The sequence below is a fragment of the Streptomyces sp. NPDC052225 genome (assembly GCF_040679615.1).
In the GTDB taxonomy this organism is placed as follows: Bacteria; Actinomycetota; Actinomycetes; order Streptomycetales; family Streptomycetaceae; genus Streptomyces.
Genome location: NZ_JBFAVD010000041.1, coordinates 19375 through 45320 on the forward strand (window position 1 = coordinate 19375; position 25946 = coordinate 45320).

General features: G+C 72.1%; 22 protein-coding genes and 1 pseudogene. 10 read left to right on the forward strand and 13 right to left on the reverse strand.

Features of this window, described 5'->3' with window-relative positions; translation table 11 throughout:
• Position 1 precedes the first annotated feature (1 nt).
• The gene (locus AB0L37_RS35840) at positions 2 to 835 is read right to left on the reverse strand and encodes an oxidoreductase (protein ID WP_365515437.1); all 834 of its coding nucleotides are present in this window, start codon (positions 833 to 835) and stop codon (positions 2 to 4) included.
• A gap of 238 nt (positions 836 to 1073) precedes the next feature.
• Here AB0L37_RS35840 and AB0L37_RS35845 point away from each other — a divergent pair, with 238 nt between their 5' ends.
• Genes AB0L37_RS35845 through AB0L37_RS35855 form a run of 3 tightly spaced genes read left to right on the forward strand, consistent with a single transcriptional unit; the run spans position 1074 to position 4885 of the window.
• Entirely contained in the window at positions 1074 to 2375 is a 1302-nt protein-coding gene (locus tag AB0L37_RS35845; protein ID WP_365515440.1) for an MFS transporter, read from the forward strand.
• Positions 2372 to 3424, forward strand: coding sequence for a glycoside hydrolase family 43 protein (locus AB0L37_RS35850; RefSeq protein ID WP_365515443.1), 1053 nt, complete (start codon positions 2372 to 2374; stop codon positions 3422 to 3424). Before AB0L37_RS35845 ends, AB0L37_RS35850 begins: the two co-directional genes overlap by 4 nt.
• A 39-nt stretch (positions 3425 to 3463) precedes the next feature.
• Positions 3464 to 4885, forward strand: coding sequence for an RICIN domain-containing protein (locus tag AB0L37_RS35855; protein WP_365515445.1), 1422 nt, complete (start codon positions 3464 to 3466; stop codon positions 4883 to 4885).
• 3 nt (positions 4886 to 4888) lie between these two features.
• Here the strand turns inward: AB0L37_RS35855 and AB0L37_RS35860 are convergent, their stop codons facing one another.
• The gene (locus AB0L37_RS35860; protein WP_365515448.1) at positions 4889 to 6559 is read right to left on the reverse strand and encodes a rhamnogalacturonan lyase B N-terminal domain-containing protein; all 1671 of its coding nucleotides are present in this window, start codon (positions 6557 to 6559) and stop codon (positions 4889 to 4891) included.
• A gap of 253 nt (positions 6560 to 6812) precedes the next feature.
• Between AB0L37_RS35860 and AB0L37_RS35865 the strand changes: the two genes are divergently transcribed.
• Positions 6813 to 7874 carry a rhamnogalacturonan acetylesterase gene (locus tag AB0L37_RS35865; protein WP_365515451.1) on the forward strand — a complete coding sequence of 354 codons (1062 nt, stop codon included), beginning with the start codon at positions 6813 to 6815 and terminating at the stop codon, positions 7872 to 7874.
• A gap of 39 nt (positions 7875 to 7913) precedes the next feature.
• Here the strand turns inward: AB0L37_RS35865 and sigJ are convergent, their stop codons facing one another.
• Positions 7914 to 8867, reverse strand: coding sequence for an RNA polymerase sigma factor SigJ (gene sigJ, locus AB0L37_RS35870; RefSeq protein WP_365515454.1), 954 nt, complete (start codon positions 8865 to 8867; stop codon positions 7914 to 7916).
• A gap of 163 nt (positions 8868 to 9030) precedes the next feature.
• Here sigJ and AB0L37_RS35875 point away from each other — a divergent pair, with 163 nt between their 5' ends.
• Positions 9031 to 9666 carry an LUD domain-containing protein gene (locus AB0L37_RS35875; RefSeq protein WP_365515457.1) on the forward strand — a complete coding sequence of 212 codons (636 nt, stop codon included), beginning with the start codon at positions 9031 to 9033 and terminating at the stop codon, positions 9664 to 9666.
• Between the two features lie 33 nt (positions 9667 to 9699).
• On the opposite strand, the gene AB0L37_RS35880 is transcribed toward AB0L37_RS35875, so the two are convergent.
• Complete coding sequence (locus AB0L37_RS35880; protein ID WP_365515460.1) at positions 9700 to 10605, reverse strand: SAM-dependent methyltransferase; 906 nt, start codon at positions 10603 to 10605, stop codon at positions 9700 to 9702.
• 133 nt (positions 10606 to 10738) lie between these two features.
• On the opposite strand from AB0L37_RS35880, the gene AB0L37_RS35885 reads away from it, so the two are divergent.
• A complete protein-coding gene (locus tag AB0L37_RS35885; protein WP_365515463.1) occupies positions 10739 to 11164 on the forward strand; it encodes an NUDIX hydrolase in 426 nt (141 codons plus the stop codon).
• A 15-nt stretch (positions 11165 to 11179) separates the two neighbouring features.
• On the opposite strand, the gene AB0L37_RS35890 is transcribed toward AB0L37_RS35885, so the two are convergent.
• The 3 genes from AB0L37_RS35890 to AB0L37_RS35900 all read right to left on the reverse strand — a co-directional run bounded on the left by AB0L37_RS35890 (position 11180) and on the right by AB0L37_RS35900 (position 14436).
• Positions 11180 to 11917, reverse strand: coding sequence for a hypothetical protein (locus AB0L37_RS35890; RefSeq protein WP_365515465.1), 738 nt, complete (start codon positions 11915 to 11917; stop codon positions 11180 to 11182).
• Positions 11918 to 11957: 40 nt separating this feature from the next.
• Positions 11958 to 13349: a hypothetical protein gene (locus tag AB0L37_RS35895; protein WP_365515468.1), complete on the reverse strand. Its 1392-nt coding sequence runs from the start codon at positions 13347 to 13349 to the stop codon at positions 11958 to 11960.
• A gap of 103 nt (positions 13350 to 13452) precedes the next feature.
• Positions 13453 to 14436 carry an NADP-dependent oxidoreductase gene (locus AB0L37_RS35900; RefSeq protein WP_365515471.1) on the reverse strand — a complete coding sequence of 328 codons (984 nt, stop codon included), beginning with the start codon at positions 14434 to 14436 and terminating at the stop codon, positions 13453 to 13455.
• A 69-nt stretch (positions 14437 to 14505) separates the two neighbouring features.
• Here AB0L37_RS35900 and AB0L37_RS35905 point away from each other — a divergent pair, with 69 nt between their 5' ends.
• Positions 14506 to 15498, forward strand: coding sequence for a helix-turn-helix domain-containing protein (locus AB0L37_RS35905; protein ID WP_365515474.1), 993 nt, complete (start codon positions 14506 to 14508; stop codon positions 15496 to 15498).
• 13 nt (positions 15499 to 15511) lie between these two features.
• Here AB0L37_RS35905 and AB0L37_RS35910 read toward each other — a convergent pair whose 3' ends face one another.
• Together AB0L37_RS35910 and AB0L37_RS35915 are read right to left on the reverse strand one after the other, a co-directional pair.
• Complete coding sequence (locus AB0L37_RS35910) at positions 15512 to 17557, reverse strand: NAD(+) synthase (protein WP_365515476.1); 2046 nt, start codon at positions 17555 to 17557, stop codon at positions 15512 to 15514.
• Positions 17558 to 17609: 52 nt separating this feature from the next.
• Positions 17610 to 18173: a TetR family transcriptional regulator gene (locus AB0L37_RS35915; protein WP_365515479.1), complete on the reverse strand. Its 564-nt coding sequence runs from the start codon at positions 18171 to 18173 to the stop codon at positions 17610 to 17612.
• Between the two features lie 113 nt (positions 18174 to 18286).
• Here AB0L37_RS35915 and AB0L37_RS35920 point away from each other — a divergent pair, with 113 nt between their 5' ends.
• A complete protein-coding gene (locus AB0L37_RS35920; RefSeq protein WP_365515482.1) occupies positions 18287 to 18958 on the forward strand; it encodes an SDR family oxidoreductase in 672 nt (223 codons plus the stop codon).
• On the opposite strand, the pseudogene AB0L37_RS35925 reads toward AB0L37_RS35920, so the two are convergent.
• Both AB0L37_RS35925 and AB0L37_RS35930 read right to left on the reverse strand, forming a co-directional pair.
• Positions 18936 to 19163: pseudogene (locus tag AB0L37_RS35925) on the reverse strand (VOC family protein); the annotation flags it as partial. The gene AB0L37_RS35920 and the pseudogene AB0L37_RS35925 overlap by 23 nt on opposite strands.
• Positions 19164 to 19365: 202 nt before the next feature.
• The gene (locus AB0L37_RS35930; RefSeq protein WP_365515485.1) at positions 19366 to 19935 is read right to left on the reverse strand and encodes a TetR/AcrR family transcriptional regulator; all 570 of its coding nucleotides are present in this window, start codon (positions 19933 to 19935) and stop codon (positions 19366 to 19368) included.
• Positions 19936 to 20035: 100 nt separating this feature from the next.
• On the opposite strand from AB0L37_RS35930, the gene AB0L37_RS35935 reads away from it, so the two are divergent.
• The gene (locus AB0L37_RS35935) at positions 20036 to 21451 is read left to right on the forward strand and encodes an MFS transporter (RefSeq protein WP_365515487.1); all 1416 of its coding nucleotides are present in this window, start codon (positions 20036 to 20038) and stop codon (positions 21449 to 21451) included.
• A 6-nt stretch (positions 21452 to 21457) separates the two neighbouring features.
• Here the strand turns inward: AB0L37_RS35935 and AB0L37_RS35940 are convergent, their stop codons facing one another.
• Positions 21458 to 22057, reverse strand: a complete 600-nt coding sequence (locus AB0L37_RS35940) for a TetR/AcrR family transcriptional regulator (protein ID WP_365515490.1) — start codon at positions 22055 to 22057, stop codon at positions 21458 to 21460.
• Positions 22058 to 22136: 79 nt separating this feature from the next.
• On the opposite strand from AB0L37_RS35940, the gene AB0L37_RS35945 reads away from it, so the two are divergent.
• Positions 22137 to 23075, forward strand: a complete 939-nt coding sequence (locus tag AB0L37_RS35945; protein ID WP_365515493.1) for an oxidoreductase — start codon at positions 22137 to 22139, stop codon at positions 23073 to 23075.
• Here AB0L37_RS35945 and AB0L37_RS35950 read toward each other — a convergent pair.
• The gene (locus AB0L37_RS35950; protein ID WP_365515496.1) at positions 23072 to 25921 is read right to left on the reverse strand and encodes a glycoside hydrolase family 2 TIM barrel-domain containing protein; all 2850 of its coding nucleotides are present in this window, start codon (positions 25919 to 25921) and stop codon (positions 23072 to 23074) included. The genes AB0L37_RS35945 and AB0L37_RS35950 overlap by 4 nt on opposite strands.
• Positions 25922 to 25946: the final 25 nt, after the last annotated feature.

Genomic DNA, 25946 nt, shown 5'->3' on the forward strand with positions numbered 1-25946 from the left:
GCTACGCGTCGAACGCCGTCGCCCGCGCCACCTTCTCCCACGCCGCGATCTCGCCCCGCACCGTGTCCAGGTGGCCGACGACCGCGTCCACGCCGTCGTCGCCGAGCGGCAGGTGCAGCGGGGTGTTGTCCGCGGCGAGCGCCGCGATGACCGCCGCGGCGGCCTTCGCCGGGTCGCCCGGCTCGTCCCCGGAGGCGGCGGCGCCGTCGATCATGGCGCGGGTCGCTCCGACGGTCGGGGCGTAGTCGTCGAGCTGCGCGCTGGCCGTCGTCCCGGTCATCAGGTTCGTACGGAACGCGCCGGGTTCCAGCACGAGCACCTTGATGCCGAGCGGGGCGACCTCCTGGGCCAGCGCCTCGGAGAAGCCCTCCAGGGCGAACTTCGTCGCGCTGTACGCGGAGAACCCGGCGAACGACATCTGCCCGCCCATGCTGCTCATCTGCACGATCGCGCCCGAGCGCCGCGCCCGCATGTGCGGAAGCACCGCCCGCACCAGCGCGGCGGGCCCGAAGAAGTGCACCTCGAACAGCGAGCGCAGCTCGGCGTCCGTGGTCTCCTCGGCGGCGCCGACGTGCCCGCGGCCCGCGTTGTTCACCAGGACGTCGATCCGGCCGTGCCGCTCGACGACCCCGGCGACGGCCGCGTCGACGGCCGCCGGGTCCGTCACGTCGAGGGCGAGGGCCTCGACCTGCCCGGCGTGCGCCTCGACCAGATCGGCGAGCGCCTCGGGCCGTCGCGCGGTGGCCACGACCGTGTCGCCCTCGGCGACGGCCGCGGTGGTGAAGGCGCGGCCGAAGCCGCTGTTGGCGCCGGTGATCAGCCAGACCTTGCTCATCGTCAACCTCAACTCCTCTGCGGGGGACGGGACTTCCGGCCCTCGCGATGCCTTGAGCCTCTCTCGCCGCCGTCCGCGCCGTCCAAGTCTTTCGTCGATAACCGGTGGTTATGGCGTGAGCGGACTCAGGAGTTCCGTCCGACCCGTTGACCTCCCCGTAACACGCCTTTACCGTCTCGGTGTTCGTAATGACGATTGCTGTTCGAAATCTCGGACGCAAGGTAAGGGGGCGCGCGCAATGGAGCGCCAGGTCATGACCAAGGCGGCGACACGACTGCTGCCGTTCCTCGGTCTGCTGTATGTGATCGCCTACATCGACCGGTCCAACGTCGGCTTCGCCAAACTGGAACTCCAGGCCGAACTGGGCGTCGGCGCCACGGCGTTCACCCTCGGCCAGGTCTTCTTCTTCACCGCGTACGCACTGCTCGAAGTGCCCAGCAACCTGATGCTGCACCGGGTCGGCGCGCACCGCTGGATCGCCCGGATCCTGCTCACCTGGGGCCTGGTCACGATCGCCACCACGCTCGTGCAGTCCACCTGGCAGTTCTACCTCGCCCGGTTCGCGCTCGGCGCCGCCGAGGCCGGCTTCTTCCCCGGCGTCCTCTACTACCTCTCGCGCTGGTTCCCCGCGCGCCACCGCGGCCGCGCCATCGGCGCGTTCATGCTCGCCGCGCCCGTCTCGTTCATCATCGGCAACCCGGTGATGGGCGTCCTCATGGACCTCGACGGCACTTGGGGCCTGTCCGGCTGGCAGTGGGTCTTCCTCGCCACCGGCATCCCCGCCGTCCTCGTCGCGCCCCTCGTCCTCGCCCTGCTGCCCACGGGCCCCGATCACGCCAACTGGCTCGCCGCGGAAGAGAAGCAGTGGCTCACACGGGCGCTCGACGCCGACCGCGCCGAAGCCGGCGAGCAGCCGCACCGCACCCTCGCGGTGCTCCGCGACAAGCGCGTCCTGACCGCCGCCGTCTTCTTCCTGGCCTTCCCGCTGTCCACGTACGGGCTCTCCTTCTGGCTGCCGACCATCATCGACGGCTTCGGCGACCTGACGACCACTCAAGTCGGCTTCGTCTCCGCCATTCCGTACGTATGCGTGGCCGTCGGGCTCGTCGTCGTGCCGCGGCTCGTGGCCCGCCGCGACACCCCGTACCTGTGGACCGCGGTGATGCTCGGCCTGACCGTCGCCGGCTTCACCGTCGCCGCGCTCTTCGCCTCGCCCGTCGTCCAGATGCTCGGCCTGTGCGCCGCCGCCGTCGGCGGATACGCCGCCCAGCCCGCCTTCTGGGCGCTGATCCCGCGCTTCCTCACCGGCGCCGCCGCTGCCGCCGGGATCGCCGCGGTCAACGCCGTCGGCAACCTCGGCGGCGGCTTCGGTCCGCTCGGCATCGCCGCCGTCGTCGACTCCACCGGGTCCGCCCTGACGGGCCTGCTCTTCCTCCTCGCGGTCGCGGTCCTCGGCCTGCTCGCCGTGCCGCTGCTGCGCCGCGCCCTCACCGCCGAACCGTCCCCGTCCACCTCCGCACCGGAAAGGCAACCCGCATGAGCGCCGACGAACTCCCTTCCCGTAGAGGCGTGTTGAAGACCGCGGCGGCCGCGGGCGCCCTCGCCGCGCTGCCCGCCGCCGCCCTGCCGGGCACCGCCGAGGCCGCGGCCGCCCGCTACCGCAACCCCCTCGTCGAGCAGCGCGCCGACCCGCACATCCACCGCCACACCGACGGCCACTACTACTTCACGGCCACCGCCCCCGAGTACGACCGCATCATCCTGCGCCGCTCCCGCACGCTTCATGGCCTGACCGGCGCCGCCGAGTCCGTCATCTGGACGAAGCACGCCACCGGGCCCATGGGCGCCCACATCTGGGCGCCCGAGATCCACCACATCGACGGCGCCTGGTACATCTACTTCGCGTCCGCGCCCGCCGAGAGCGTGTGGGACATCCGCATCTGGGTCCTGGAGAACACCGACCCCGACCCCTTCCGCGGTACGTGGACGGAGAAGGGGCAGATCAAGACGGCCTGGGAGACCTTCTCCCTCGACGCCACCACCTTCAGCCACCGCGGCGAGCGCTATCTGGCCTGGGCGCAGCACGAGCCCGACGTGGACAACAACACGGCCCTCTGGCTCTCGACGATGGCGAACCCGTGGACGCTGAAGGGGCCGCAAGTGCGCCTGTCGACACCGGAGTTCGACTGGGAGTGCATCGGCTACAAGGTCAACGAAGGCCCGTCGGTCATCGCCCGCAACGGCCGGGTCTTCATGTCGTACTCGGCCAGCGCCACGGATCACCACTACTGCCTCGGCCTGCTGACCGCCGACGCCGACAGCGACCTGATGGACCCGGCGTCCTGGGCCAAGTCGCCGGCCCCCGTCTTCACCAGCAACGACACGACGAAACAGTACGGGCCGGGCCACAACTGCTTCACCGTCGCCGAGGACGGCCGCACCGACGTCCTCGTCTACCACGCCCGCCAGTACAAGGAGATCGTCGGCGACCCCCTGAACGACCCCAACCGTCACACCCGCGTCCAGAAACTCGGCTGGCACAAGAACGGCGCCCCGGACTTCGGCATCCCGGTGGCCGACAGCGTCTGACGCCCGGCACGCTTCCCCCGACAAGATTCTGGAGTCCGCATGAGCCGCACCCTCAGACGCTGTTCCGCTCTCCTCCTCGCCTTCGCCCTGGCGCTCGCCGGGGTCCTCCTCACCGGCACCGCGGCCCAGGCCGCCCCACAGACGATCCCCAACGGCACGCAGTTCACGACGGGTTCGGGCGACCCCGTTCACGCGCACGGCGGCGGGGTCATCAAGTCCGGCGCCTACTACTACTGGTTCGGCGAGCACCGCAACGCCGACAACACCTTCCGCTACGTCGACGCCTACCGCTCGGCCGACCTGAAGAACTGGGAGTTCAGGAACCACGTCCTGACCCAGTCCAGCGCCACCGAACTCGCCTCCGCCAACATCGAGCGGCCCAAGGTCATGTACAACGCGGCCACCGGGAAGTTCGTGATGTGGATGCACAAGGAGAACGGCACCGACTACGGCGAGGCCCGCGCCGCCGTCGCCGTCTCCGACACCGTCGACGGGAACTACACGTACCAGGGCAGCTTCCGGCCGCTCGGCCAGCACATGTCCCGCGACATCACCGTCTTCACGGACACCGACGGCACCGGCTACATGGCCTCCGCCGCCAACGAGAACTACGACCTGCACATCTACAAGCTCACCGCCGACTACACCGGCATCGCGAGCCTCGTCGCCAACCCGTGGCCCGGCGGCCACCGCGAGGCGCCGGCCCTCTTCAAGCGCGGCAGCGTCTACTTCATGCTGACCTCGGGCGCCACCGGCTGGAGCCCCAACCAGCAGCAGTACGCCACCGCCACCTCCCTTACCGGGCCGTGGAGCGCGATGAAGAACGTCGGCGACTCGACGGCCTACGGTTCGCAGACCGCGTACGTCCTTCCCGTGCAGGGGAGTTCGGGGACCTCGTACCTCTACATGGGCGACCGCTGGGGCAACTCGTTCGGCGCCACGGTGAACGACTCCCGGTACGTGTGGCTGCCCCTCTCCTTCTCCAACTCCACGACCATGAGCATGAGTTGGACGCCGGAGATCACCGTCGACACCGCCGCGGGAACCGTCACCGGCACAGGCGCCACGTACGAGAGCCTGACCGCCCGGCACAGCGGCAAGTGCGCCGACATCCCGAACCAGTCGCTGCTCACCGGCGTCGCCGCCGCCCAGTACACCTGCAACGGCGGCACCAACCAGAAATTCTGGTTCAAGGACCTCGGTGGCGGTTACTCCGCGCTCGTCGGCCGGGGCAGCTCCCTGTGTCTGACGGAGAACGCCACGAACGTGACCCAGGAGAACTGCACCGGCGCGACGAACCAGCAGTGGACCGCCACCACCTCCGGCGGCTACACGACCCTCAAGGCCCGCGCCACCGGCGAGTGCCTCGACGTCAACGGAGCCTCCACCGCCAACTCCGCCGCCCTCATCACGTACACCTGCAGCGGAGCCGCCAACCAGCAGTGGACACGCGCCGGTTGACCCTCAGGCCAGGAGGTCGATCGCGTCGATCGACGTGCCCGCGCTGAGGTACGACGTCGTGCCCGAACCACTCGCCACGTAGATCTTCAGCGTGTTGTACGTCCCGGCGTCCGTCTGCCAGGCGGACGCCGGGATGCTGTACGTGAACGTGTAGTTGTTGCCCCGGTACGAGCCCACGGTCAGCGAGCGCGTGCTCGGCTGGGCCGGCGGCGTCGGCACGGCGGACGTGTACGTGTCGTTGACCGTGATCTGCGGCCGGCCGTTCGCGTACGCCGTCGTCACGCCGATCCGCAGCGTGTGCGCGGCCGCCAACTGGGCCGCCGTCAGCTTGAAGTAGACGATGATCCCGCTGTTCACGTCCTTCCAGAGGTAGCAGGGGAAGGCGGACGTCTCGGTGCCGCTGCCGATGACGACGTTGCCGGTCCAGGACGCGGCGCGACTGTCGGACGGGTGCGCGTACGTCATCAGGTCGGCGTTCTTGAAGCCGCTCGGCGTGCCGTCCCAGTTGCCGATGCGCCAGATCGCGGAGGCGTTGGACGGGTCGTTCGAGGACGGGATCGCGATCGTGTTGAGCGTCGTCGTCCCGCCCGCCGTGACCGTCACCGAGCCGGTGTACACGGCGAGTTCGCCCTTGTACACGGTGAGCGTGTACGTGCCCGGGAGCGCTCCCGTGATCGAGAAGTAGCCGTCCGACGCACGCGCCGAAGCCCAGTACTGGGCATCGGAGTTGGCGATCCCGACCGTGTACGCGTACGCCGTGTCGCGTCCCGTGATGCCGACGCCCGCGACCCGGCCGCGCGCGCTCGGCGCCACATAGCCGGAGATGCCGAGGGAGTCCGCCCAGGAGGTGTCGATGTTGGCGTGGTACAGCGAGGAGGAGGGCGCTCCGCCGTCGGTGAGGGCGATGACGTACGGGCCCTGGAGGCCGAAGCGCTGCGCCTCCGTCTGGTTCTCGCCGTAGTAGAGGATCTCGTACAGCCCGCCGCCGTCCGCGCTCTGGTGGCGCAGGAGCGAGCGGTAGAACGGGCCGCCGGACGCCTTCTCGTGGTTGGAGCGCACCACGTACAGGCCGACGCTGCCGGTCGTCCAGCCGACGTAGTCGTAGTCGATGACGCGCAGCTTCGAGTAGTGCTTCGATCTGGTCTGCCCGTCGGACTTCGCGAAGACGTCCGAGGCCTCGATCGTCGTCGGCGCGTACGTGTACGAGTCGGGCTGGTCGTTGAGGAACAGCCCCGCCCTGACGCGCAGGATGTAGCGGGTCGCGCTGACCGAGGTGTCGGCCTTGTTCGTCCACACGTAGACGTTGTTCTCGCCGCTGCGGGCCGCGTAGTAGAGCTTCAGCGTGCCGTACACGACCGAGATCAGGATCGTCGGACCGGACTGCTTGATGGTCACCGTGGAGGTGCCGAGGCCCGACTCGACGTGCGAGTTCTTGCCGCCGTAGCCCTGGTACTCGGTGCCCTTGTGGACCAGCGAGGTCAGGTCGCCGTTGGTCTTGCTGACCTTGAAGACGAGGCTCGCGCCGGTGTCGACGACGTAGTTCGAGCCGTCGTCGGTGTAGCCGAACGCCGCCGCCGAGGCCGTGGCGGAGAGCGGGCCCGCGACGGCCGCCGTGGCGGCCGTCGCCGCGGCGGTGGTGAGCAGGGTGCGGCGGCCGAACGTGTGCTTGGGCATGGGGGTGCCCTCCTGAGGGTGGGGTGGGTGGTGCGGTGAGTGGTGCGAGTGATTCGGCAGCGTGGCAGTCGAACGGCGTTCGCGAAAGCCCTTGAAACAAAAGCGACTTGAGAAAGACACCGAAATCTTTGAATCGTTGCAAGAAGACTAGAAAGCGCTTGCCGTCTGGGCTAGGGTCCTGCGCCGTCGCCCACGGAGGCGTCGAGCCCCCGCATGTCCCGCACCGCATCGCACCCGCCGAAGGAGCTCCACCGTGAGACGTGTCCTCGCCGTCGCCTGCGTCACCGCAGCCGTGACCGCCGGTGTCCTCACCCCCGCACACGCCGGGTCCACCGGCCGCGGCCTTGACCACTGCACCGGAACCGCGCCCGTGACCTGCCACTTCGACGTGGCGCCCGGAAACTACGACGTCCGCGTCGAGCTGGGTGGCGATGCGGCGGGCAGCACGTCGGTCAGCGGCGAGACGCGGCGGGCGCTGCTCGCGGAGACGGCGACCGAGGCGGGACGGACCGTCCACCGCTCCTTCACGGTCGACGTCCGTACGCCGGAAGGCGAGCCGACGGGCGCCTCCGGCACCGACGGACTCGACCTCACCTTCGCCGGATCGGCGCCCGAGCTTGCATCGATTCAGGTCAAGCCGGCGCGGCCCACCACCCCACGGATCTTCCTCATCGGCGACTCGACCGTGTGCGACCAGCCGGCCGACCCGTACACCGGGTGGGGGCAGGAGCTGCCGCAGTTCCTCAAGCGGGGCGTGTCCGTCGCCAACTACGCCGACTCCGGCGAGAGTTCGGTGACGTACCTGGAGAACCCCGCGCTCTTCGCCACCGTCGAGCCGCAGATCCGCCGCGGCGACCTGGCCCTCATCCAGCTCGCCCACAACGACAAGACGACCGACGGCCCGACCTACCGGGCCAACCTCAAGACGCTGGTCGACCGGGTGCGGGCGCGGGGCGGCGAACCGGTCCTCGTCACGCCGATCGTGCGCCGCTGGTTCAACGCGGACGGCACCCTCAACAACGGCACCGCGCTGCTGGTGAACGGCCTGGGCGTCGACCACCCGGCCGTCGTACGGGAGTTGGCGGCGACGGAGTCGGTCCCGCTGATCGACCTGACGGCGCTCACCAAGGCGCGGGTGGAAGAGCTGGGGGTCGAGGGCTCGAAGGCGCTGTACCTGTACAACGAGAAGCGGGACAACACGCACACGTCCGTGCGGGGCGCTACGGAGTACGCGCAGTTCGTGCGGGACTCCTTGAGGGAACTGGGCCTGGTGCGACCGGAGTTGGTGCGCGGCACGCTGCCGTCCCGCGCCTGAGTGCGGACGACGGGGGGGACGGGAAGCGGACGCGGGCTCTCAACCCACCGTCCACGCCCGGAGCTTCTCTGGGTTCCGCATGACCCAGATGTGCCTGATCCGCGCGTCCTTCGTCACGTCGAACGCGAACACCGTGACCGTCACGCCGTCCTCCTGGGACACCAGGCCGGGGCGGCCGTTGACCGTCCGCTCCAGGAGCGTCGTCGACGCGTGGCGCAGGCGGGCCAGTTCGGCCCAGGCGTGGGCGATGCGCTCGCCGCCCTCGATCGGGTCGAGGAAGGTGAGGGCGAGGCCGCCGCCGTCGGCGATCGCCGTGGCCCCGGGGTCGAGCAAGCCGATGAGCGCCTCGATGTCCCTGGCCTCCCAGGCCCGCTTGAAGTCCCGTACGACGTAGGCGTGTTGGGGCGGCGATGTGGGGGAGGGGCGGGCCTCGCGCACGCGACGGCGGGCCGAAGAGGCGAGCTGGCGGCAGGCCGCCGGGGTGCGGCCCACGACCTCGGCCACCTCGGCGAAGGAGTAGCGGAACACGTCGTGCAGGATGAACGCGATGCGCTCCGCCGGCGTCATCGCGTCGAGCACGACCATCAGGGCCAGGTCGACCGACTCGTCCAGGGTGACCCGGTCGGCGGGGTCGGGCGCGGCGCCGTCCGGCCGCCCGCCGAGCCACTCCGTGCGGTCGGGCAGCGGCTCGGGAAGCCACTCGCCCACGTACGTCTCGCGCCGGACCCGCGCGGAGCCGAGCACGTTCAGGCAGACCCGGCTGACGACGGTGGTCAGCCAGGCGCCCGGCGTCTCGACGGCGTCCCGCTGCCGCGGCGACAGGGCGTACCAGCGGATGTACGTCTCCTGCACGGCGTCCTCGGCCTCCGCGAGGGAGCCGAGGAGCCGGTAGGCGATGTTGACGAGCCGGCGCCGCTCGCCCATCACGGCGTCGAGGCCTGGTTCCGGGTGCGGCTCCGGCCGTTCGTCTTCGGTCCCGTCACGGGTGGTCATGCTCTCGCCAACTCCCTCGGTCGCGTCCGCCTTCACCCCTACGACAACGCGGCACGCCCGAATGTCAGGCGGGCGCCGCCTCACATTCTCGTGGGCTGCGTTGTCGAGGGTGCACAGACGCGATGAACGCGTCGCTCAGCCGCACACACAGCCGGGAGACACCATGACGACAACCCCCGTGCCCACCGATGCCTTTGCCGCCCCTGCCCCCGCCGACCGCCTGGAGCGCGCCGCCGCCGCGCTCACCGCGCACGGGTTCACGGTGGAGATCCTCGACGACGTCGCCGCCGCGCGGGCCCGTGTCGAGGAGGTGATCCCGGCGGGCGCCTCGGTCTTCACGGCGGCCAGCGAGACGCTGCGCCTGTCCGGCATCGAGGACGACATCAACGCCGTCGGCGGCCGGTACGCGCCCGTCAAGCCGCGCCTGCTCGCCATGGACCGGGCCACCCAGGGCGACGAGATCCGGCGGCTGAGCGCCGCGCCCGACGTCGTCGTGGGCAGCGTCCACGCGGTCACCGAGACCGGCTCCCTCGTGATCGCCTCCGGCAGCGGAAGCCAGCTCCCCAGCTGTGCGGGCGGCGCCGCCCGCGCGCTGTGGATCGTCGGCGCGCAGAAGATCGTGCCCGACCTCGCCACCGCGCTGCGCCGCGTCGAGGAGCACTGCCTCCCGCTGGAGAACGAGCGCGCCCAGCGGGTCTACGGGCAGCCCAGCGCCGTGAACCGCCTGCTCGTCCTGAACGCCGAGTACGTCCCCGGGCGCGGCACCGTCCTCCTGCTCCGCGAGCCCGTCGGCTTCTGAGGCCGAGGTGCGTGGCCTTGCGCCCGGTGCGGCTCACGGCTTCAGGGCGACCGCCCCGTAGATGTTGATGTCCTCGGCCCGTACGTCACCGATGCCGCTGCGCGCCGCGCGCTCCAGCGGGTCGAGGCCCGTCAACTCGTCGTCGTCGGCGGGCGGTTGCTCCCAGCTGCCGTCCGGGCGCCACTCGTGGACCGGGACGATGCCGGGCTCGACCGGCTCCAGGCCGTTGTCCGTGAAGAAGCGCAGGAACTCGTCGCGGGAGCGCAGGGTGAAGGGCAGACCCGTGGCCTTCAGGCCGGGCAGGATCTTCTCCGGGTTGAGGTCGGCCGTGAGGTGGCTCAGGAAGACGGCGCTCCCCGACGGCAGCGCGTCCACCAGCGTCGCCATGATCTCGTACGCCGCGGGGGCCTCCACGAAGTGCAGGATCGCGGCCAGGCCGAGCGCCACCGGGCGGTCCAGGTCCAGCGTCGCGCGGGCCCCGGCGAGGATCGCCCCGGGGTCGCGCAGATCGGCGTCCAGATAGTCGGTGCTGCCCTCGGGCCCGCCGGACAGCAGCGCCCGCGCGTGCGCGAGGACGACCGGGTCGTGGTCGACGTACACCACACGCGTCTCGGGGGCGATGCCCTGCGCCATCTCGTGGACGTTCGGCTGGGTCGGCAGGCCGGTGCCGATGTCGAGGAACTGGCGCAGGCCCGCATCGCGCGTCAGGTGCACCACGGCGCGCCGTACGAAGTCCCGGTTGTGCCGCACGTCGAGGTAGCCGCGCGGGTTGCGGCCGAGCGCGTGCACGGCGGCCTCCCGGTCGACCGAGTAGTGGTTCTTGCCGCCGAGCAGCGCGTCGTAGACCCGGGCCGGGTGCGGCCGCGACGTGTCGATGCGGGCGCGCAGCCGCTCGGCGTGCTCGGCGGCGGTGGTGGTGCTCGGTATGGAGTCGGCCATCGGGCATCCCTGTCGTGTCGGCGGGTCACGAGTGGCTCACGGTAGCGCCTTGGCCTGTGCCTCGAACTCCCGGTGTCCGAAAGCACGTTGGGAGCGGATGCCGTCGTCCGTGCCACGCGCTACCGTGGAGCACGTGGACATGCCCCCGGAGATCCGGCTCGCCGCCGCCGTCGTCGTGCTCGGCGGGCGCGTCCTGCTGGTCAGACGCAGTGAGACCGAGCGGTTTCTGCCCCGGGTGTGGGGCGTGCCCTGCGGCAAGCTCGAACCGGGCGAAGGGCCCGAGGACGGTGTGCTGCGCGAGCTGAAGGAGGAGACCGGCCTGCTCGGACACATCGAGCGCAAGGTCGGCGAGTCCTCCTTCGTCAGCGACTACCGCGGCCGCGAGGTCAAGAACAGGCAGGACAACTTCCTGGTCCGCCCGGCCGGCGATCCGGCCGGCAAGATCCTGCTGCCGCACCCGGACCAGGCCGCCGCGTGGCTGGCCCCCGCCGACCTCGACTCCGTCGAGATCGACGCGTACAACCGCGACATCGTGAAGCAGGCGCTCCCGTACCTCTGACCCCGAGGACGTCGCTCACGCCGGGTGCGGGCTCAACAGCCCGATGACCGACTCCAGTTCGGCCAGATACTCCTTCACGTCCAGCGGCGTCTTCGGCACGGCCGCGGCGTGCCGCTCCGCCTGCGCGCCGAGGAACACGTCCGTGTGCCGCCGGCGCCCCGCTCCGGTCTCCAGGAACAGCGTCACGGTCGGATACGGGGCCGTGCTCCACGCCCGGTGCAGGGTGAGCGCCGGAAGCGCGTAGCTGCTGCCCGCCGCGTACTCGGCGACCTGCACGAGCCGCAGCCGGGCCTCGCCCGCCGGTTCGAGGAGCCAGTCCGCGGTGCCGGGGGACAGGGACTCCTGGTAGCGGGCCGCCGCCGCACCGGCCCCCGGCGCCGCGCCGTCCGCGTACAGCTCCATGCGCAGCGCCCCGCGCACGATGTGCGAGGCGAGCGGCGAGCGGTGGTTGTGGATGTCCTCGGGGGTACGGGCGCCCGGATGCCACACGTGCGCGCGGAGCATGTGGTGCGGTCCGCCGTCGATGAGCAGCAGCTTGTCGAAGCCGAGGACGTGCCGGTACGAGAGCCGCGCGCATCCCGCGGGGTCGCCGCCGCCCGCGACGAGATCCTGGAGCAGCCCCGACAGGCGCTCGGGGGTGCCGAGTTCGGCGACCACGTCGTGCGCCGCCCGGGCCAGAGCGGCCTCCGATGCCGCCACGTCGAGGGTGTCGGCGAGCAGCCGCCGTACAGAAGCCACGTGCCGACCACCCATGCGTAAGCCTCCCGGGGCTGGTTCGAAGACAGGCTCTGAATCATGGCTCATACATCCATAGGGCATGGGCCCGCAGTGCTGAAAGACCTTGATAGGTCATCCATATCGGCCGCCGCAGCTGGCCCGTGTCGTCCCTGACCCAGGTCCAGATCCCGTCGGTCTGCCCGCGCCACACGGCGGCGGCCGCGCCGGAGAGCTGGTCGCGCCGCAGCCGCTCGGCTCCGCTCGCCCGCGCGACCTCCCGGGCGCCCGGTGTGAGCAGCGCCCGGATCAGCCAACTCGCCGTGAAATGGCGGACGTTCAGGACCTCGACCCGGTCCGGGTCGTCGGCGCGCGGGCGGCGCACCTCCTCCCGCAGGTTCTCCAGGTCGAGGCAGCCGTCGTGGTCCGGGTCCGGGCAGGCGAGCAGCCAGCGCACCCCGCCCTCGCGGGCCGCGCGCGCCGCGTCGCTCTCCTCGCCGAGCACCCGGGCCGTGCGGTCGAGCGCGACGACGGCCTGCGCCGTGTGCAGCGCGGACGGCGGGCCCTGCGGGGCGACGAGACGGTACCCCCAGCGGGGGTGGGCGGCGCGCTGCGGGTCGGCGACGGCGCCCGCCACCAGGACGTCGCGCAGGGTGCGCAGGCGGTCCCGCTCGTGCGGCGTCGCCCGCAGCATGCCGCGCAGCACCGTCGTGACGACGTGCGTCAACTCGTAGCCCTGCCGGTCGAGTTCGCGGGTGAAGCCGGCGGCGCAGCGGTCGGCCTCGGCCGCGACCCGGTCCGGGTCGGCGCCCGCGCGGGCCAGCGCCCCGAGCACGAGGGCGGTCACCTCGGGCCGCGCCTGCGTGCCCTGCGAACGCGCCGACCAGCCGCCGTCCGGCAGCCGCAACGCCCAGAGCGTGCGCACCAGTTCACCGGTGCTCAGCCGCCCGTCGGACGCGCCCAGGTCGAGCGCGAGATGCAGCCCGTACGCCGTGCCGGTCGCCGTCGGTCGGACCCGGCCCGGCTCGCCGAGCGAGTGCGTCCAGCCGGTGAGCCGGGCGCCGGAGGACGGGTCGTCGGCGGTGCACAGCTCCTCGGCGAGGGTCGTGTACGTCGCCGAGACCAGCGCGGTGAGCCGGCCCGGATCGGTGCTCAGCGGGCTCGACTGCCGCGCCCGCGCCGCCTGTTCGGCCTGCCGGGAGCGGACCAGGGCCGCCGCGAGCCACACCGTGACGCCCGCCCCGAGCCCGCCCGCCGCGGCGATCGCGTACCGCGCGGAGTCCCCGGACAGCCCGTCGGGCAGCAGCCCGTACAGCGCCTGGAACACGGTGTACGCGGCGGCCACCGCCCCGAATCCGCCGAGCCAGCCCACCAGGCGCTGCGGCGGCGACACGCGGCGCGCCCGCACCGGCACACCGGCGCGGGGCGGCGGCGTATTGCGGTTCGTCCGGTTCAGCTGCTGCTGCGACACGGTGGGCTCCCTCCCCCCAGGGCTCCACGTGAGTCACGAAGAACTCAAGTACCCCCAGTCTACGGCGGGTTGAGGGAGGTCGCAGGTGGTCCGGGGCGCTGTGTCACGGGCGCACGGTCAGCACCAGCTTGCCCGTGACCCGGCCCGTCTCGCCCTCCGCATGGGCCTTCGCCGCCTCGGCGAGGGGGTAGGTCCCGGAGACGTGGACGCGCAGCTTCCCGGACGCGGCGAGGTCGGCGATCGCCTTCATGCCGGCCTGGTCGTGCTCGACGAGCATCGCGGTCGCCCGCACACCCAACTCGGCCGCGCGGCCCGGCACTTCCTCCAGGCCGTGCGGCAGGATCGACACGAGGATGCCGCCCGGCCTGAGCGTCTTGAGCGAGCGCAGCCGCTCCTCGCCGCCCAGCGGGTCGAGCACCACGTCGATGTCGCGGACCTCCTCGGAGACGTCCGTGGTGCGGTAGTCGACGACCTCGTCGGCGCCGAGGCCGCGCACGAAGTCGTGCTTGGCGGCGGAGGCCGTGCCGATGACGTACGCGCCGCGGGCCTTCGCGATCTGCACGGCGACGTGTCCGACGCCGCCGGCCGCCGCGTGGATCAGCACGCGCTGCCCGGGCCGCACGTCGGCGTTGTCGACGAGGGCCTGCCAGGCGGTGAGGGACACCAGCGGCAGCGCGCCGGCCTCCACGTGGCTCAGGGCGGCGGGCTTGGGCACGAAGGCGCGGGCGGGCCCGGCCACGTACTCGGCGTGCGAACCGGCACCGTACGGGTAGGGGAGCATGCCGAAGACCTCGTCGCCGGGCTGGAAGAGGGAGACGCCGAGGCCGACGGCCTCGACGACGCCCGAGACGTCCCAGCCGAGCGTGAACGGCGGCTCGCCCAGGAAGAGGCCGAAGGCGCGGTGCTTCCAGTCGGTCGGGTTCACGCCCGCCGCGTGCACGGCGACGAGGATCTGCCCGATCCCGGCCTGCGGGCGGACGGTCTCGACCTCCCCGAGCACCTCGGGGCCGCCGAGGGTGTCCTGGCGGACGGCCTTCATGAGCGTGGGCGTCGTGGGGTTGGCGTGGGCGTTGGTGTTCGTGGTCATGGTTCCAGCCTGCGGCACGGCTCTGACCTGGACAATGGCAAGATTGCCAATCGGCGATAGAATCGTGCCATGGCTGTTCCGAAACTCCCCGCAGGGCCTCCGCACCGGGTCGTCGTCCTCGCCCTCGACGGCGTGTACCCGTTCGAGCTGGGGATCCCCAAGCGTGTCTTCGCCGACGCCGGCGCCGCGTACGACGTGATCACCTGCGCCGCGACCGACGACCGCACGGTGGAGACCAGCGCCGACTTCACGATCACCGTGCGGCACGGCCCGGAGGCACTGGAGAGCGCGGACACCGTCGTGATCCCGCCGTACGACCTGCGCAGGATCAGCGCCGAGCTGCCGGAGCCCGTGCGCGCCGCCCTCGCCCGGATCCGCCCCGGCACCCGCACCGTGTCCATCTGCACGGGGGCCTTCACGCTCGCCGCGGCCGGGCTGCTCGACGGGCGTCCCGCGACGACGCACTGGGCGCTCGCGGACCGGTTCCGGCGCATGTTCCCCCGGGTGCGGCTCGACCCGGATGTGCTGTTCGTCGACGACGGTGACGTGATCACGTCCGCGGGCGCCGCGTCCGGACTCGACGCCTGCCTGCACATCGTGCGCTCCGACCACGGCAGCGCCGTCGCCAACTCCGTCGCCAAGTGCTGCGTCGTCCCGCCCTGGCGCGAGGGCGGCCAGGCCCAGTACATCGAGCAGCCCGTACCGGACGAGGGCGCCACCGGCACCGGCGACACCCGCGCCTGGGCCCTGGAGCGGCTCGAACGGCCGTTGTCGCTGAGGGAGTTGGCGGCGCACGCCCGGATGAGCCCGCGCACGTTCGCCCGCCGCTTCCAGGAGGAGACGGGCACCAGCCCCGGCCGCTGGCTGATCCAGCAGCGGGTGCACCGGGCCCGCCACCTCCTGGAGTCGAGCGATCTGCCGGTCGACCGGATCGCGGCGGAGGTCGGCTTCGCGACGGGCACGTCACTGCGCCAGCATCTGCACGCCGCGATCGGGGTGTCGCCGCAGGCCTACCGCCGCACGTTCCGGGCCGCGCCCACGGCCGCCGCGCCCGTGGGCTGACCCGCGGCGTCCGCTACCGCGTGCGCTCCGGCCACTCGAAGCGGTCGAGATCCCGCAGCCACGCCCGCGCGTTGCCGTCCGACGGCGCGCGCCAGTCGCCGCGCGGCGAGAGCGAACCGCCCGCGGAGACCTTCGGCCCGTTCGGCATCGCGGACCGCTTGAACTGGGCGAACGCGAAGAAGCGCCGGCAGAAGTACTCCAGCCAGTGGTGGATCTCCGCGAGGTCGTACGCCGTGTGGTCGGAGGCGGGGAACCCGGGCGGCCACGCGCCCGCTTCCGCGTCGCGCCAGGCGTGCCACGCCAGGAACGCGATCTTCGACGGCCGGAACCCGTACCGCAGCACGTGGAACAGGGTGAAGTCGTGCAGCGCGTACGGACCGATCTTGTCCTCGGTCGACTGCATCTCCTCGCCCGGCACCAGCTCGGGGCTGATCTCCGTGTCGAGGATCGCGGTCAGCGTCTTGCCGGCCTCGTCGCCGAACTCGCCCGTGGAGACGACCCAGCGGATCAGATGCTGGATCAGCGTCTTCGGCACGCCCGAGTTCACGTTGTAGTGGCTCATCTGGTCGCCGACGCCGTACGTGCACCAGCCGAGCGCCAGTTCGGAGAGGTCACCGGTGCCGAGCACGATGCCGCCGTGCTGGTTGGCGAGCCGGAACAGGTAGTCGGTGCGCAGCCCGGCCTGCACGTTCTCGAAGGTGACGTCGTAGACGGGCTCGCCGTCCGAGAACGGGTGGCCCATCTCCTTCAGCATCAGCGTTGCCGTCGCCGTGATGTCCAGCTCGGTCGCCGTGACGCCGAGCGCCTCCATCAGCTTGTGGGCGTTGGTCTTCGTGTGGTCGCTCGTCGCGAACCCCGGCATCGTGTAGGCGAGGATGTCGCTGCGCGGGCGCCCCGCACGGTCCATCGCCCGGGCGGCGACGATCAGCGCGTGCGTCGAGTCCAGACCGCCCGAGACACCGATGACGACCTTCGGCCCGCCGATCGCGCCGAGCCGCTGCTGCAACCCCGCGACCTGGATGTTGTACGCCTCGTAGCAGTCCTGCGCGAGCCGCTCCGCGTCCGCGGGCACGAACGGGAACCGCTCGACGCGGCGGCGCAGGCCGAAGTCGGAGGTCGGCGCCCCGAGATGGAAGTCGACCTGCCGGAACGAGCCCGTGCGGGCGGCGTGCGTACGGCGGTTGTCGTCGAACGTGCCCATCCGCTGCCGCTCCTGGTGCAGCAGATCGAGGTCGATGTCGGCGACCGCGTACTGGTCGCCCTGCGCGAACCGCTCGGTCTCGGCGAGCAGCGACCCGTTCTCGTAGATCAGCGTCTGCCCGTCCCACGACAGGTCGGTGGTCGACTCCCCGAGCCCGGCGGCCGAGTACACGTACGCGGCCAGGCAGCGCGCGGACGCCGAACGGCACAGCAGCTTGCGGTCCTCGGCGCGGCCGACGGTGATCGGGCTGCCGGACAGGTTCGCGAGCACGGTCGCCCCGGCGAGCGCGGCCTCCGCGCTCGGCGGCACCGGCACCCACATGTCCTCGCAGATCTCGGCGTGCAGCACGAGGTTCGGCACGTCCTCGGCGGCGAACAGCAGATCGGTGCCGAACGGGACGTCCGTACCGCCGATCCGGATCGTGCCGCCGCGCTCGTCGTCACCGGAGGCGATCTGGCGCTTCTCGTAGAACTCGCGGTAGGTCGGCAGGTACGACTTCGGCGCGACGCCGAGGATCCGGCCGCGGTGCACGACGACGGCGCAGTTGTAGATGCGGTTGCGGTGGCGCAGCGGGGCGCCCACGAGCAGGACGGGCAGCAGTTCGGCGGAGCCCTCCACGACGGTGCGCAGCGCGCGCTCCACGTCGTCGAGCACCGCGTCCTGCAACAACAGGTCCTCGATCGAGTACCCCGTCAAAGAGAGCTCGGGAAAGACGGCCACCGCGACGCCGTCCCGTGCGCACTGGCGGGCCTGACGCAGCACCGCCTCCGCGTTGGCGGGCGGGTCGGCGATGGCGGCGTGCCCGGTGCAGGCGGCGACCCGCGCGAAACCATGGCTGTAGATCGACCGGAAGTTCACGTCCCCATCGTGTCAAACGCCCGCCGCGGCTGCGCGCGGGGCCCCGGCGCCCCTACTTTTCATCCAGCGCCGCCTTCGCCGACTCCAGGATCTCCTCGGACAGCGCCGACCCCGCCGTGGCGCGGGCCAGCACGAGCGCCCCGACCAGCGTGGACAGCTGCGCGAGCCCGTCCGCGCCGTCTTCGTCCGTCGACAGGAGCGCGGCGAAGTCGCGCACGCCGTCGGCGTAGGTGCGGTGCGCCCCGCTGTCGTCCGGGTGCCGGGCCAGGTCCGTGGCGAGCCCGGCGACGGGGCAGCCGTTCGCCGGGTCGTCCCGGTGCCGTACGGACAGGTACGAGTCGATCAGCTCGCGCCGGGCCGTCCCGCGCTGCCCCGCATGCGCTTCGAGCTGCGCCGCGTGCTGCCGTTCGAGCGTGCCGAAGGCGTGCGCCGTGGCCTCGTCGACCAGGGCCTCCTTCGACGCGAACTGCTTGTAGAACCCGCCGTGCGTCAGGCCCGCCGCCTTCATCAGGTCGGCGACGCTGACCTGCGTGCCCTGCTCGCGGAAGAGCCGGGAGGCGGTGTCCACGACCCGCTCGCGGTTCTCCTGCGCCTGCGCCTGCGATACGCGGCCCATGGCCACCTCCCCGTTTGGATGTCGACTGGCATCTATCGTAGATGCAAGTTAGATTACGTTCATAATCTAAATCGCGCATCGGTCAAGCAGCGCTGAACCCCCAGGGAGTCACCATGGAACTGAACGGATCCGTCGCCGTCGTCACCGGCGCCAACCGCGGCCTCGGCCGCCACCTCGCGGCCCAGCTGCTCGACCGCGGGGCCACGGTCTACGCGGCCGTACGCAGCCCCGAGCGCCTCGATCTGCCCGGCGCCGTCCCGCTGCGCCTCGACGTGACCGACGAGGAGTCGATCCGCGAGGCGGCCCGCATCGCCTCCGACGCGACCCTGCTCATCAACAACGCCGGGATCTCCACCGGCACGCCGCTGATCGCCGGCGAGCCGGCCGCGGTCCGCCGCGAGATGGACACGAACTTCTACGGGCCGCTCGCCGTCACCCGCGCCTTCGCCCCCGTCATCGAGGCCAACGGCGGCGGCGCCGTCCTGAACGTCCTGTCGGTCCTGTCCTGGTTCCACCCGGGCGCGCTCGGCGCGTACGCGGCCGCGAAGGCCGCGGCGTGGGCCCAGACCGGCGCCGTACGCGAGGAGTTGGCGCCGCGCGGCATCACGGTGACCGCGCTGCACGTCGGCTACATGGACACCGACATGGCCGCCTCGGTCCCCGCCGACCAGAAGGCGGACCCGGCCGAGGTCGCCGCACAGGCCCTGGACGGCCTCGCCCACGGCCTTCCCGAGGTCCTCGCCGACGACCTCACCCGCCAGGTCAAGCGGGGCCTCGCCGCCTGACGAGGCGGAAGGGATGCCCGGCGGGATCGGTCAGCACCCGGAACCGTTCCCGGTCGGGCTCGAACCCGGGCTTCCCTGCGCCCAGTTGAAGCAGCTCCGCCTCGGCGGCGTCCAGATCCTCCACGGCGAAGTCGAGATGCATCTGCTGCGGCACGCCCTGCCCCGGCCGCTGCGGGGCGCGATACCCCTCGACCCGTCGGACCCCGTGCCGGAGGTCCCCGCTTGGGCGGCAGGCATCGACTTCCCCATGGAGACCCTCGGCTCCGAGTCCTTCGCGCTCATGGAGCGCACGATGGGCGTCGCCGTCGGCCCGCGATGGATGAAGACCCGGCTGCGCACCGTCGTCCTCGCCTCGCCCTCCGGGCTGTTCGGTCCGTCGGAGGAGGGGGCCTGGCCGGCCTGACCGGTCACAGCAGCCGGTCGACCAGCCCGTCCACGTACTCCGCGGTGAGCGGCCCTCCGCCGAACAGGACGCGGATGTACATCGGCGCCAGGACCAGGTCGACGAAGGTCTCCGTGTCGGGGGCCCGTTCGCCGCGCTCGTGGGCGCGGTCGAACATGGACCGGAGCTGGCGGCTGCGCTCGGCGACGAGGGTGTCGAGGGCCTGGGTGCCCTCTGCGCCGGGGCCGGAGAGGGCGACGGCGAGGCGGAGCAGGGCGAGGCCGTCGGGGCCGGTGATCTCGCGGGCGACGCCGGCCGCGTAGGTGCGCAGGTCGCCTTCCAGGGTTCCGGTGTCGGGCATCGGTGACCGCGCGTTGAGGCGGGTCAGTGTCACGTCGGCGAGCAGCGCCTCCATGCTTCCCCAGCGCCGGTAGACGGTGGTGTCGGCCACGCCCGCGCGGGCGGCGACGTCGCCGATGGTGAAGGCGCCGTGGCCCCGCTCTCCCAGCAGTTCGGTGACGGCCTGGTGCACCGCCGCGCCGACGCGGGCGGTGCGCCCGCCGGGCCTCCGGGTCGGCTGTCGCTCATCGCTCATGGACCCACCTTAACGCAGGAAGTAGTTGCGTTTGCGCGACGGGTGCTCTACGGTCTCGGTTAATGCAGTCGATGGCTGCGTTTAGCTGAGGGGGATCTTCTTGGTATCGAACCGCGCGACCCTGCTGGCGGTGACCTGTCTGGGTCAGTTCATGGTGCTGCTCGACAACACGATCGTCGGCGCCGCCCTGCCCGACATGCAGCACCGGCTGCACACCCAACTGACCGGACTGCAATGGATCGTTGACGCGTACGTACTGCTCGTCGCGATGCTGCTGCTGTCCGGCGGCGTCTTCGCCGACCGCTTCGGCCGCAAGCGCGTGTACCTGACCGGGGCCGGCGTGTTCACCGCCGCGTCGGTGGTGTGCAGCGTCGCGCCCTCGGTCGGCTGGCTGGTGTTCGGGCGGGTGCTGCAAGGCATCGGCGCCGCGGCGCTGAGCCCCGCCTCGCTGGCCCTGCTGGTCGCCGCCCACCCCGTGCCGCAGGAGCGGGTCAGGGCGATCGGGCTGTGGGCCGGGTTCAGCGGGATCGGCATGGCCGCGGGTCCCGTGGCCGGCGGCATGCTGGCGGAGACGTTCGGCTGGCCCGCGATCTTCCTGGTGAACGTGCCGATCGGCGTCGTCCTGCTGGTGGTCGGGGCGCGCGTGCTCGGCGAGTCCCGCAACCCGCAGGCGCCCGCGATCGACGTCCCGGGCACGGTCCTGTCCGTGCTGGGTGTCGGCGCCGCGACCTACGCCCTGATCGAGGGCGGCGCGCGCGGCTGGACCTCGCCGGAGATCCTGGCCTGCTTCGCCGCCGCGGCCGCACTCCTCGCCGCTTTCGTCGCGGTCGAGCGCCGCCGCCCCGCCCCGATGCTGCCGTTGCACCTGTTCCGCGAGCGGCTGTTCACCGTCTCCAACTCCGCCATGGGCGCCGTGGGGTTCGCGCTGATGGGGGCGTCGTTCTTCTTCTCGCAGTTCTTCGTGTACGTCCAGGGCAGCTCGCTCGTGCGCGCCGGACTCCAGACCCTGCCGGTCTCCGCCGCCATGGTGGTCGTCAGCCCGTACGCGGGCCGTCTCGCCGCCCGCTACGGGTTCCGTGCCCTGGTCACCGCCGGCCTGGCGCTCGCCGGGCTCGGGCTGCTCGCCCTGGGCTCGGTGCACGCCGACACCGGTTACGGGAACGTCTGGTGGCGGCTCGCCGCGGTCGGCACCGGCTTCGCCCTGACGCTGTCCCCGCTGACCGGCGCCGCCGTCCAGGCCGTCGGCCCGCAGGAGGGCGGCCTCGCCTCGGGCGTCAGCAGCACCGCCCGGCAGATCGGCGGGGTGCTCGGCGTGGCCGTGCTCGGAGCCGTGGTCCGTGGACAGCAGTCCGGCGGCGCCTCCTTCGAGGCCGGCCTCGACCGCGCCTTCGTCGTCGCCGGCCTCGTCACCCTGGTCGGTGCCGTGGCGACCGGCCTGTGGCTGACCCGGTCCGAGCCGGTGCGCGCCGCCGTGCCCGGTGAACGGCGCGAACTGTCCACGAGCGCCAAGGGGTAGGGCGGTTCAGGCGTCCTCGGGCGCGCACGCGCGGAGGATCCCCGCGATGACGTCGTCGAGGCCGTCGGTGGTCAGCTCCGGGGGGAGCAGGCCCCCGGCCGCCATCACCGTGTAGCCGTGCAGGGACGTGAAGGCGGGCAGGGCGACGCGTGCGACAGGGCCCTGGCGCACCTCGCCCCGCTTCTGGCCCTCCTCGATGAGCCCTTCGAGCTGCGTCACCCAGCGGTGCGCGGCCTCGGCGAGCGCCTGTGACGCCTCCGGGCTGTGCTTCGAGGAGTACATCAGGTCCAGGAGCGCGCCATCGGCGGCGGCGAAGGCGGTGTAGGCGCGGGCCGCGGCCGTCAGACGGTCGGCGAACGTCTCGCCCGCCCCGGCGAGCGCCTCCGTCGTCGCCCGGCCGAGCCGTTCGAACCCGGTGAGGGCCAGGGCGTCGAACAGGGCCTGCTTCGAGGCGAAGTGCCGGCTGGGGGCGCCGGGGCTCACCCCGGTCTCGCGGGCCAGCTCCCGCAGGGACAGCGCCCCCGCGCCCCGTTCGCGCAGCGTCTGCTCGGCGCGGGCGAGCAGGGCGGCCCGCAGGTCTCCGTGGTGGTAGGGGCGGTTCTCCATGGGGTCAGCCTAACCGCGTGTGAGCAACGCCCACATTGTAGACGTTGCATACATTGTGATCGGTGCATACATTGGGGGCATGAACTCTTCCGTCAAGAACTCCCGGCACAGCTCTGTCCCGACCCACGCCTTCGCCGGCCTGCCCGACCAGAGCGGCCGTACCGCCGTCATCACCGGCGCCAACAGCGGACTCGGCCTCGCCACCGCCCGCGCGCTGGCCGCCGCCGGAGCCCATGTCGTCCTCGCCGTCCGCTCGCCGGGCAAGGGCGAGGAAGCGGCCGCCGCCATCGGCGGCAGCACCGAGGTCCGCCGCCTCGACCTCTCCGACCTCGCCTCGGTGCGCGCGTTCGCCGACGCCTGGGAGGGCCGCCCCATCGACCTGCTCATCAACAACGCGGGCGTGATGATGCTCCCCGAGCAGCGCACCGAGGACGGCTTCGAGATGCAGTTCGGCACCAACCACCTCGGCCACTTCGCCCTGTCGAACCTGCTCCTGCCGTACGTCACCGACCGCGTCGTCACCGTCTCCTCGAACCTTCACCGCCGCGCGCCCGGCATCGCCTTCGACGACCTCGACCTCACGCGCGGCTACACCCCCATGAAGGCGTACGCCCAGTCCAAGCTCGCCAATCTGCTGTTCACCCTGGAACTCCAGCGGCGCCTGACTCGCGCCGGATCGCCCGTCCGCGCCCTGGCCGCGCACCCCGGCTGGTCGGCGACCAATCTCCAGAGCCACACGGGCAGCCGTGTCAAGGACGGGCTGCTCGCTCTCGGCAACCGGTTCATCGCCACCACCGCCGAGGACGGCGCGGCCCCGACCCTGTTCGCCGCCGTCCGGGATCTGCCGGGCGGCTCGTACGCCGGTCCCGACGGACCCCGCGAGATGCGCGGCGCCCCGACCCTCGTCGGCCGGACCGCCGCCGCGAGCGATGTCGCGGCGGCGGAGCGGCTGTGGGCGGTGTCGGAGGAGCGCACGGGCGTCTCGTTCCCGCTGGCGGCGGAGCGTGCTCGCGCCTAGCCCTCGCCCACCTCGGTGAACGTGAAGGCGAACTCGGCCGCCCGCGGCGTCAGCCGGTACCGCGGCAGCGGGCCCGGGCCGCACGACTGGGAGCCGATGCCCTGCTGGGCGTGGTCCAGGTTCACCCACACCGTGTCCCCGGCGACGAGGTCCGTGCGGTGCGTCGCCGCGTCCAGCTGCTCGCTGGTCCAGCGGCGGGCCGTGAACCAGAACTCCGGGTCGCCCTCGATGCGCAGGCCCCCGATCTCGGCCCAGCGGACGTCGGCCCGCGCGCCGTTCTCCTGCGGGAACACGTACGGCGTCTGGAGGCCGTCCACGTCGTCGTGCCACAGGCCGATCGAGGACGCCTGCCGCGTGTCCGGGTACGCCTCGCCCGGACCGCCGCCGAACCAGCGCACCCGCGAGGCGCCCTCGGGCAGCCCGAACCGCACACCGAGCCGGGGCAGCGGTGCCGTCCAGTCGCCCTCCGGCGCCACCGACACGGTCAGCCGCAGGGTCGTGCCGTCGGACGTCCAGCGGTGGACGGTGCGCAGGCCGATCTCGCGGCCCGCCGGTGCGACCCGGCCGCGGACGGTGAGCGCGTCGTCCGTCAACTCCACGTCGTCCAGGCGGTGTCGCATCCGGTGCAGGCCCAGCTTGCGCCAGAGTTCGCCGAGCCGGATGTCGTCCTGCCAGCTCGCCCCCGCGTCGTTGTCGGTCGGCGCACGCCACACGTCCAGGCGCGGCGCGGTGACCGGAACGCGGCCGACGGTGCGCAGTTCGCCGGTGCGGAGGTCGAAGGAGGCGGGGCCGAGCGTGATCAGGCGCTCATCGCGCACCGGCCGGACCCCGGTGGCCGGCCTCGGTGCCGGGCGGGAAGTCAACTCGCCCTGGCCCCACGCCACTTCACGGTCGTCGGCGTCCAGTGCACGCACCGTCCACCGGGTCTCCGCGCCGCGCGCGTCGACCGGCGGCGCGGGCAGTTTCACCTCGGCGGAGGCGCCCGCGGCGAGCGGCGGCACGGACAGCGAGCCCGCCTCGACCGTCTCGCCGTCGACCTGGTACGCCCACGCGAAGGTCAGATGGGAGAGGTCGCGGAAGTCATGGCGATTCGTCACCGACACAGTGCCGGCGGCTGAGTTGATCTCGATACGGACCGGCTCGATCACCTTCTTGAACTCGATCAGGCCGGGTGTCGGCGTGCGGTCCGGGAACAGCAGGCCGTCGCAGACGAAGTTGCCGTCGTGCAGCTCCTCGCCGAAGTCACCGCCGTACGCGTACCCGTACCGCTCGTCCTTGATCCCGTGGTCGATCCACTCCCACACGAAGGCGCCCTGAAGCCTCTCGTGCGCCTCGAAGAGCTGCTGGTACTCGCTCAGGCCGCCCGGGCCGTTGCCCATGGCGTGCGCGTACTCGCACAGGATGAACGGCAGCCCCCGGCGTCGCTCGGTGCCCCCGTCGAGGCGCTTGCCGATCTGCTCGACCTCGGCGTGCGGGGCGTACATCCGTGAATACACGTCCGTGTCGCGGCAGTTGATGTCGCCCTCGTAGTGCACGAGGCGCTCCGGGTCGCGGCCCCGGATCCACTCCGCCATCGCCGTGAGACCGCGGCCCATGCCCGCCTCGTTGCCGAGCGACCACATCACGACCGACGGGTGGTTCTTGTCGCGCTCCACCATGCGGGCCGCCCGGTCGAGGAGCGCGGGCGTCCACCGGTCGTCGTCCACCGGGTTGTCGCGCCACTCCTGCTCGACGAAGCCGTGCGTCTCCAGGTCGCACTCGTCGATGACCCACAGGCCGTACTCGTCGCACAGGTCGAGGAAGGCCGGGTGCGGCGGGTAGTGGGAGGTGCGGACCGCGTTGATGTTGTGCCGTTTCATCAACTCGACGTCGCGGCGCATCGTCGCGAGATCGAGCGTACGGCCGTGCTCCGGATGCCACTCGTGCCGGTTGACGCCCTTGAACAGGACCGGGACGCCGTTCACCTTGATCAGGCCGTCCGACAGCTCCACCGTGCGGAACCCGATCCGCAGTGGCACCCGCTCGCCGCCGGTGTCCAGCTCGCCGTCGTACAGGCGCGGCGTCTCGGCGGTCCACGGCTCGACGGGCACGGTCACCGGTTCACCGGTGGCGACGTCGACTCCCAGCTCCGGGACGGTGATCCGGCCGTCGACGTCGCTGTCGACACGCAGCGTGCCGAGCCCGGTGGTGTGGTCGTACGAGGCATGCGCGAAGAAGTCGAGAACGCAGTCCGCGGGGCGGTGCAGCAGCGTCACGTCACGGAAGATGCCCGGCAGCCACCACTGGTCCTGGTCCTCCAGGTACGAGCCCGACGACCACTGGTGGACGCGGACCGCGAGGACGTTCCCTGCGGGCTTCAGGAGGTGGCCGACCGCGAACTCGTGCGGCAGCCGGCTGCCCTTGAACTCGCCGATGTCCGTGCCGTTCAGCCAGACCCGGGCGCACGACTCGACCCCGTCGAAGCGGAGGGTCGCCGAGCTGTCGGCGGGCCAGTCGGCCGGCAGGTCGAAGGCGCGCAGATGGTCGCCGGTCGGGTTCTCCGTCGGCACGTACGGCGGGTCGACCGGGAACGGGTAGAGGTGGTTCGTGTAGATCGGGGACCCGAACGCGCCGTCGCCCTGGAGCACCCAGTGGCCCGGCACCCGCACCTCGGACCAGCCGGCCGCGTCGAACCCCTCGGCCGCGAAGGAATCGTCCTCGGCGTCGGCGGTCGCCGACAGGCGGAAACGCCAGGAGCCGTTCAGGGAGAGGGAGGTGGCGGACGAGTCGGCGTACCAGGCGCGCGGGGGCAGGGCGCCCGTGCCGGGCAGGACGTCATCGACGTAATCGACATGGCGGGTGGACATGGATCTCCCAACAGGTGGTGATGTG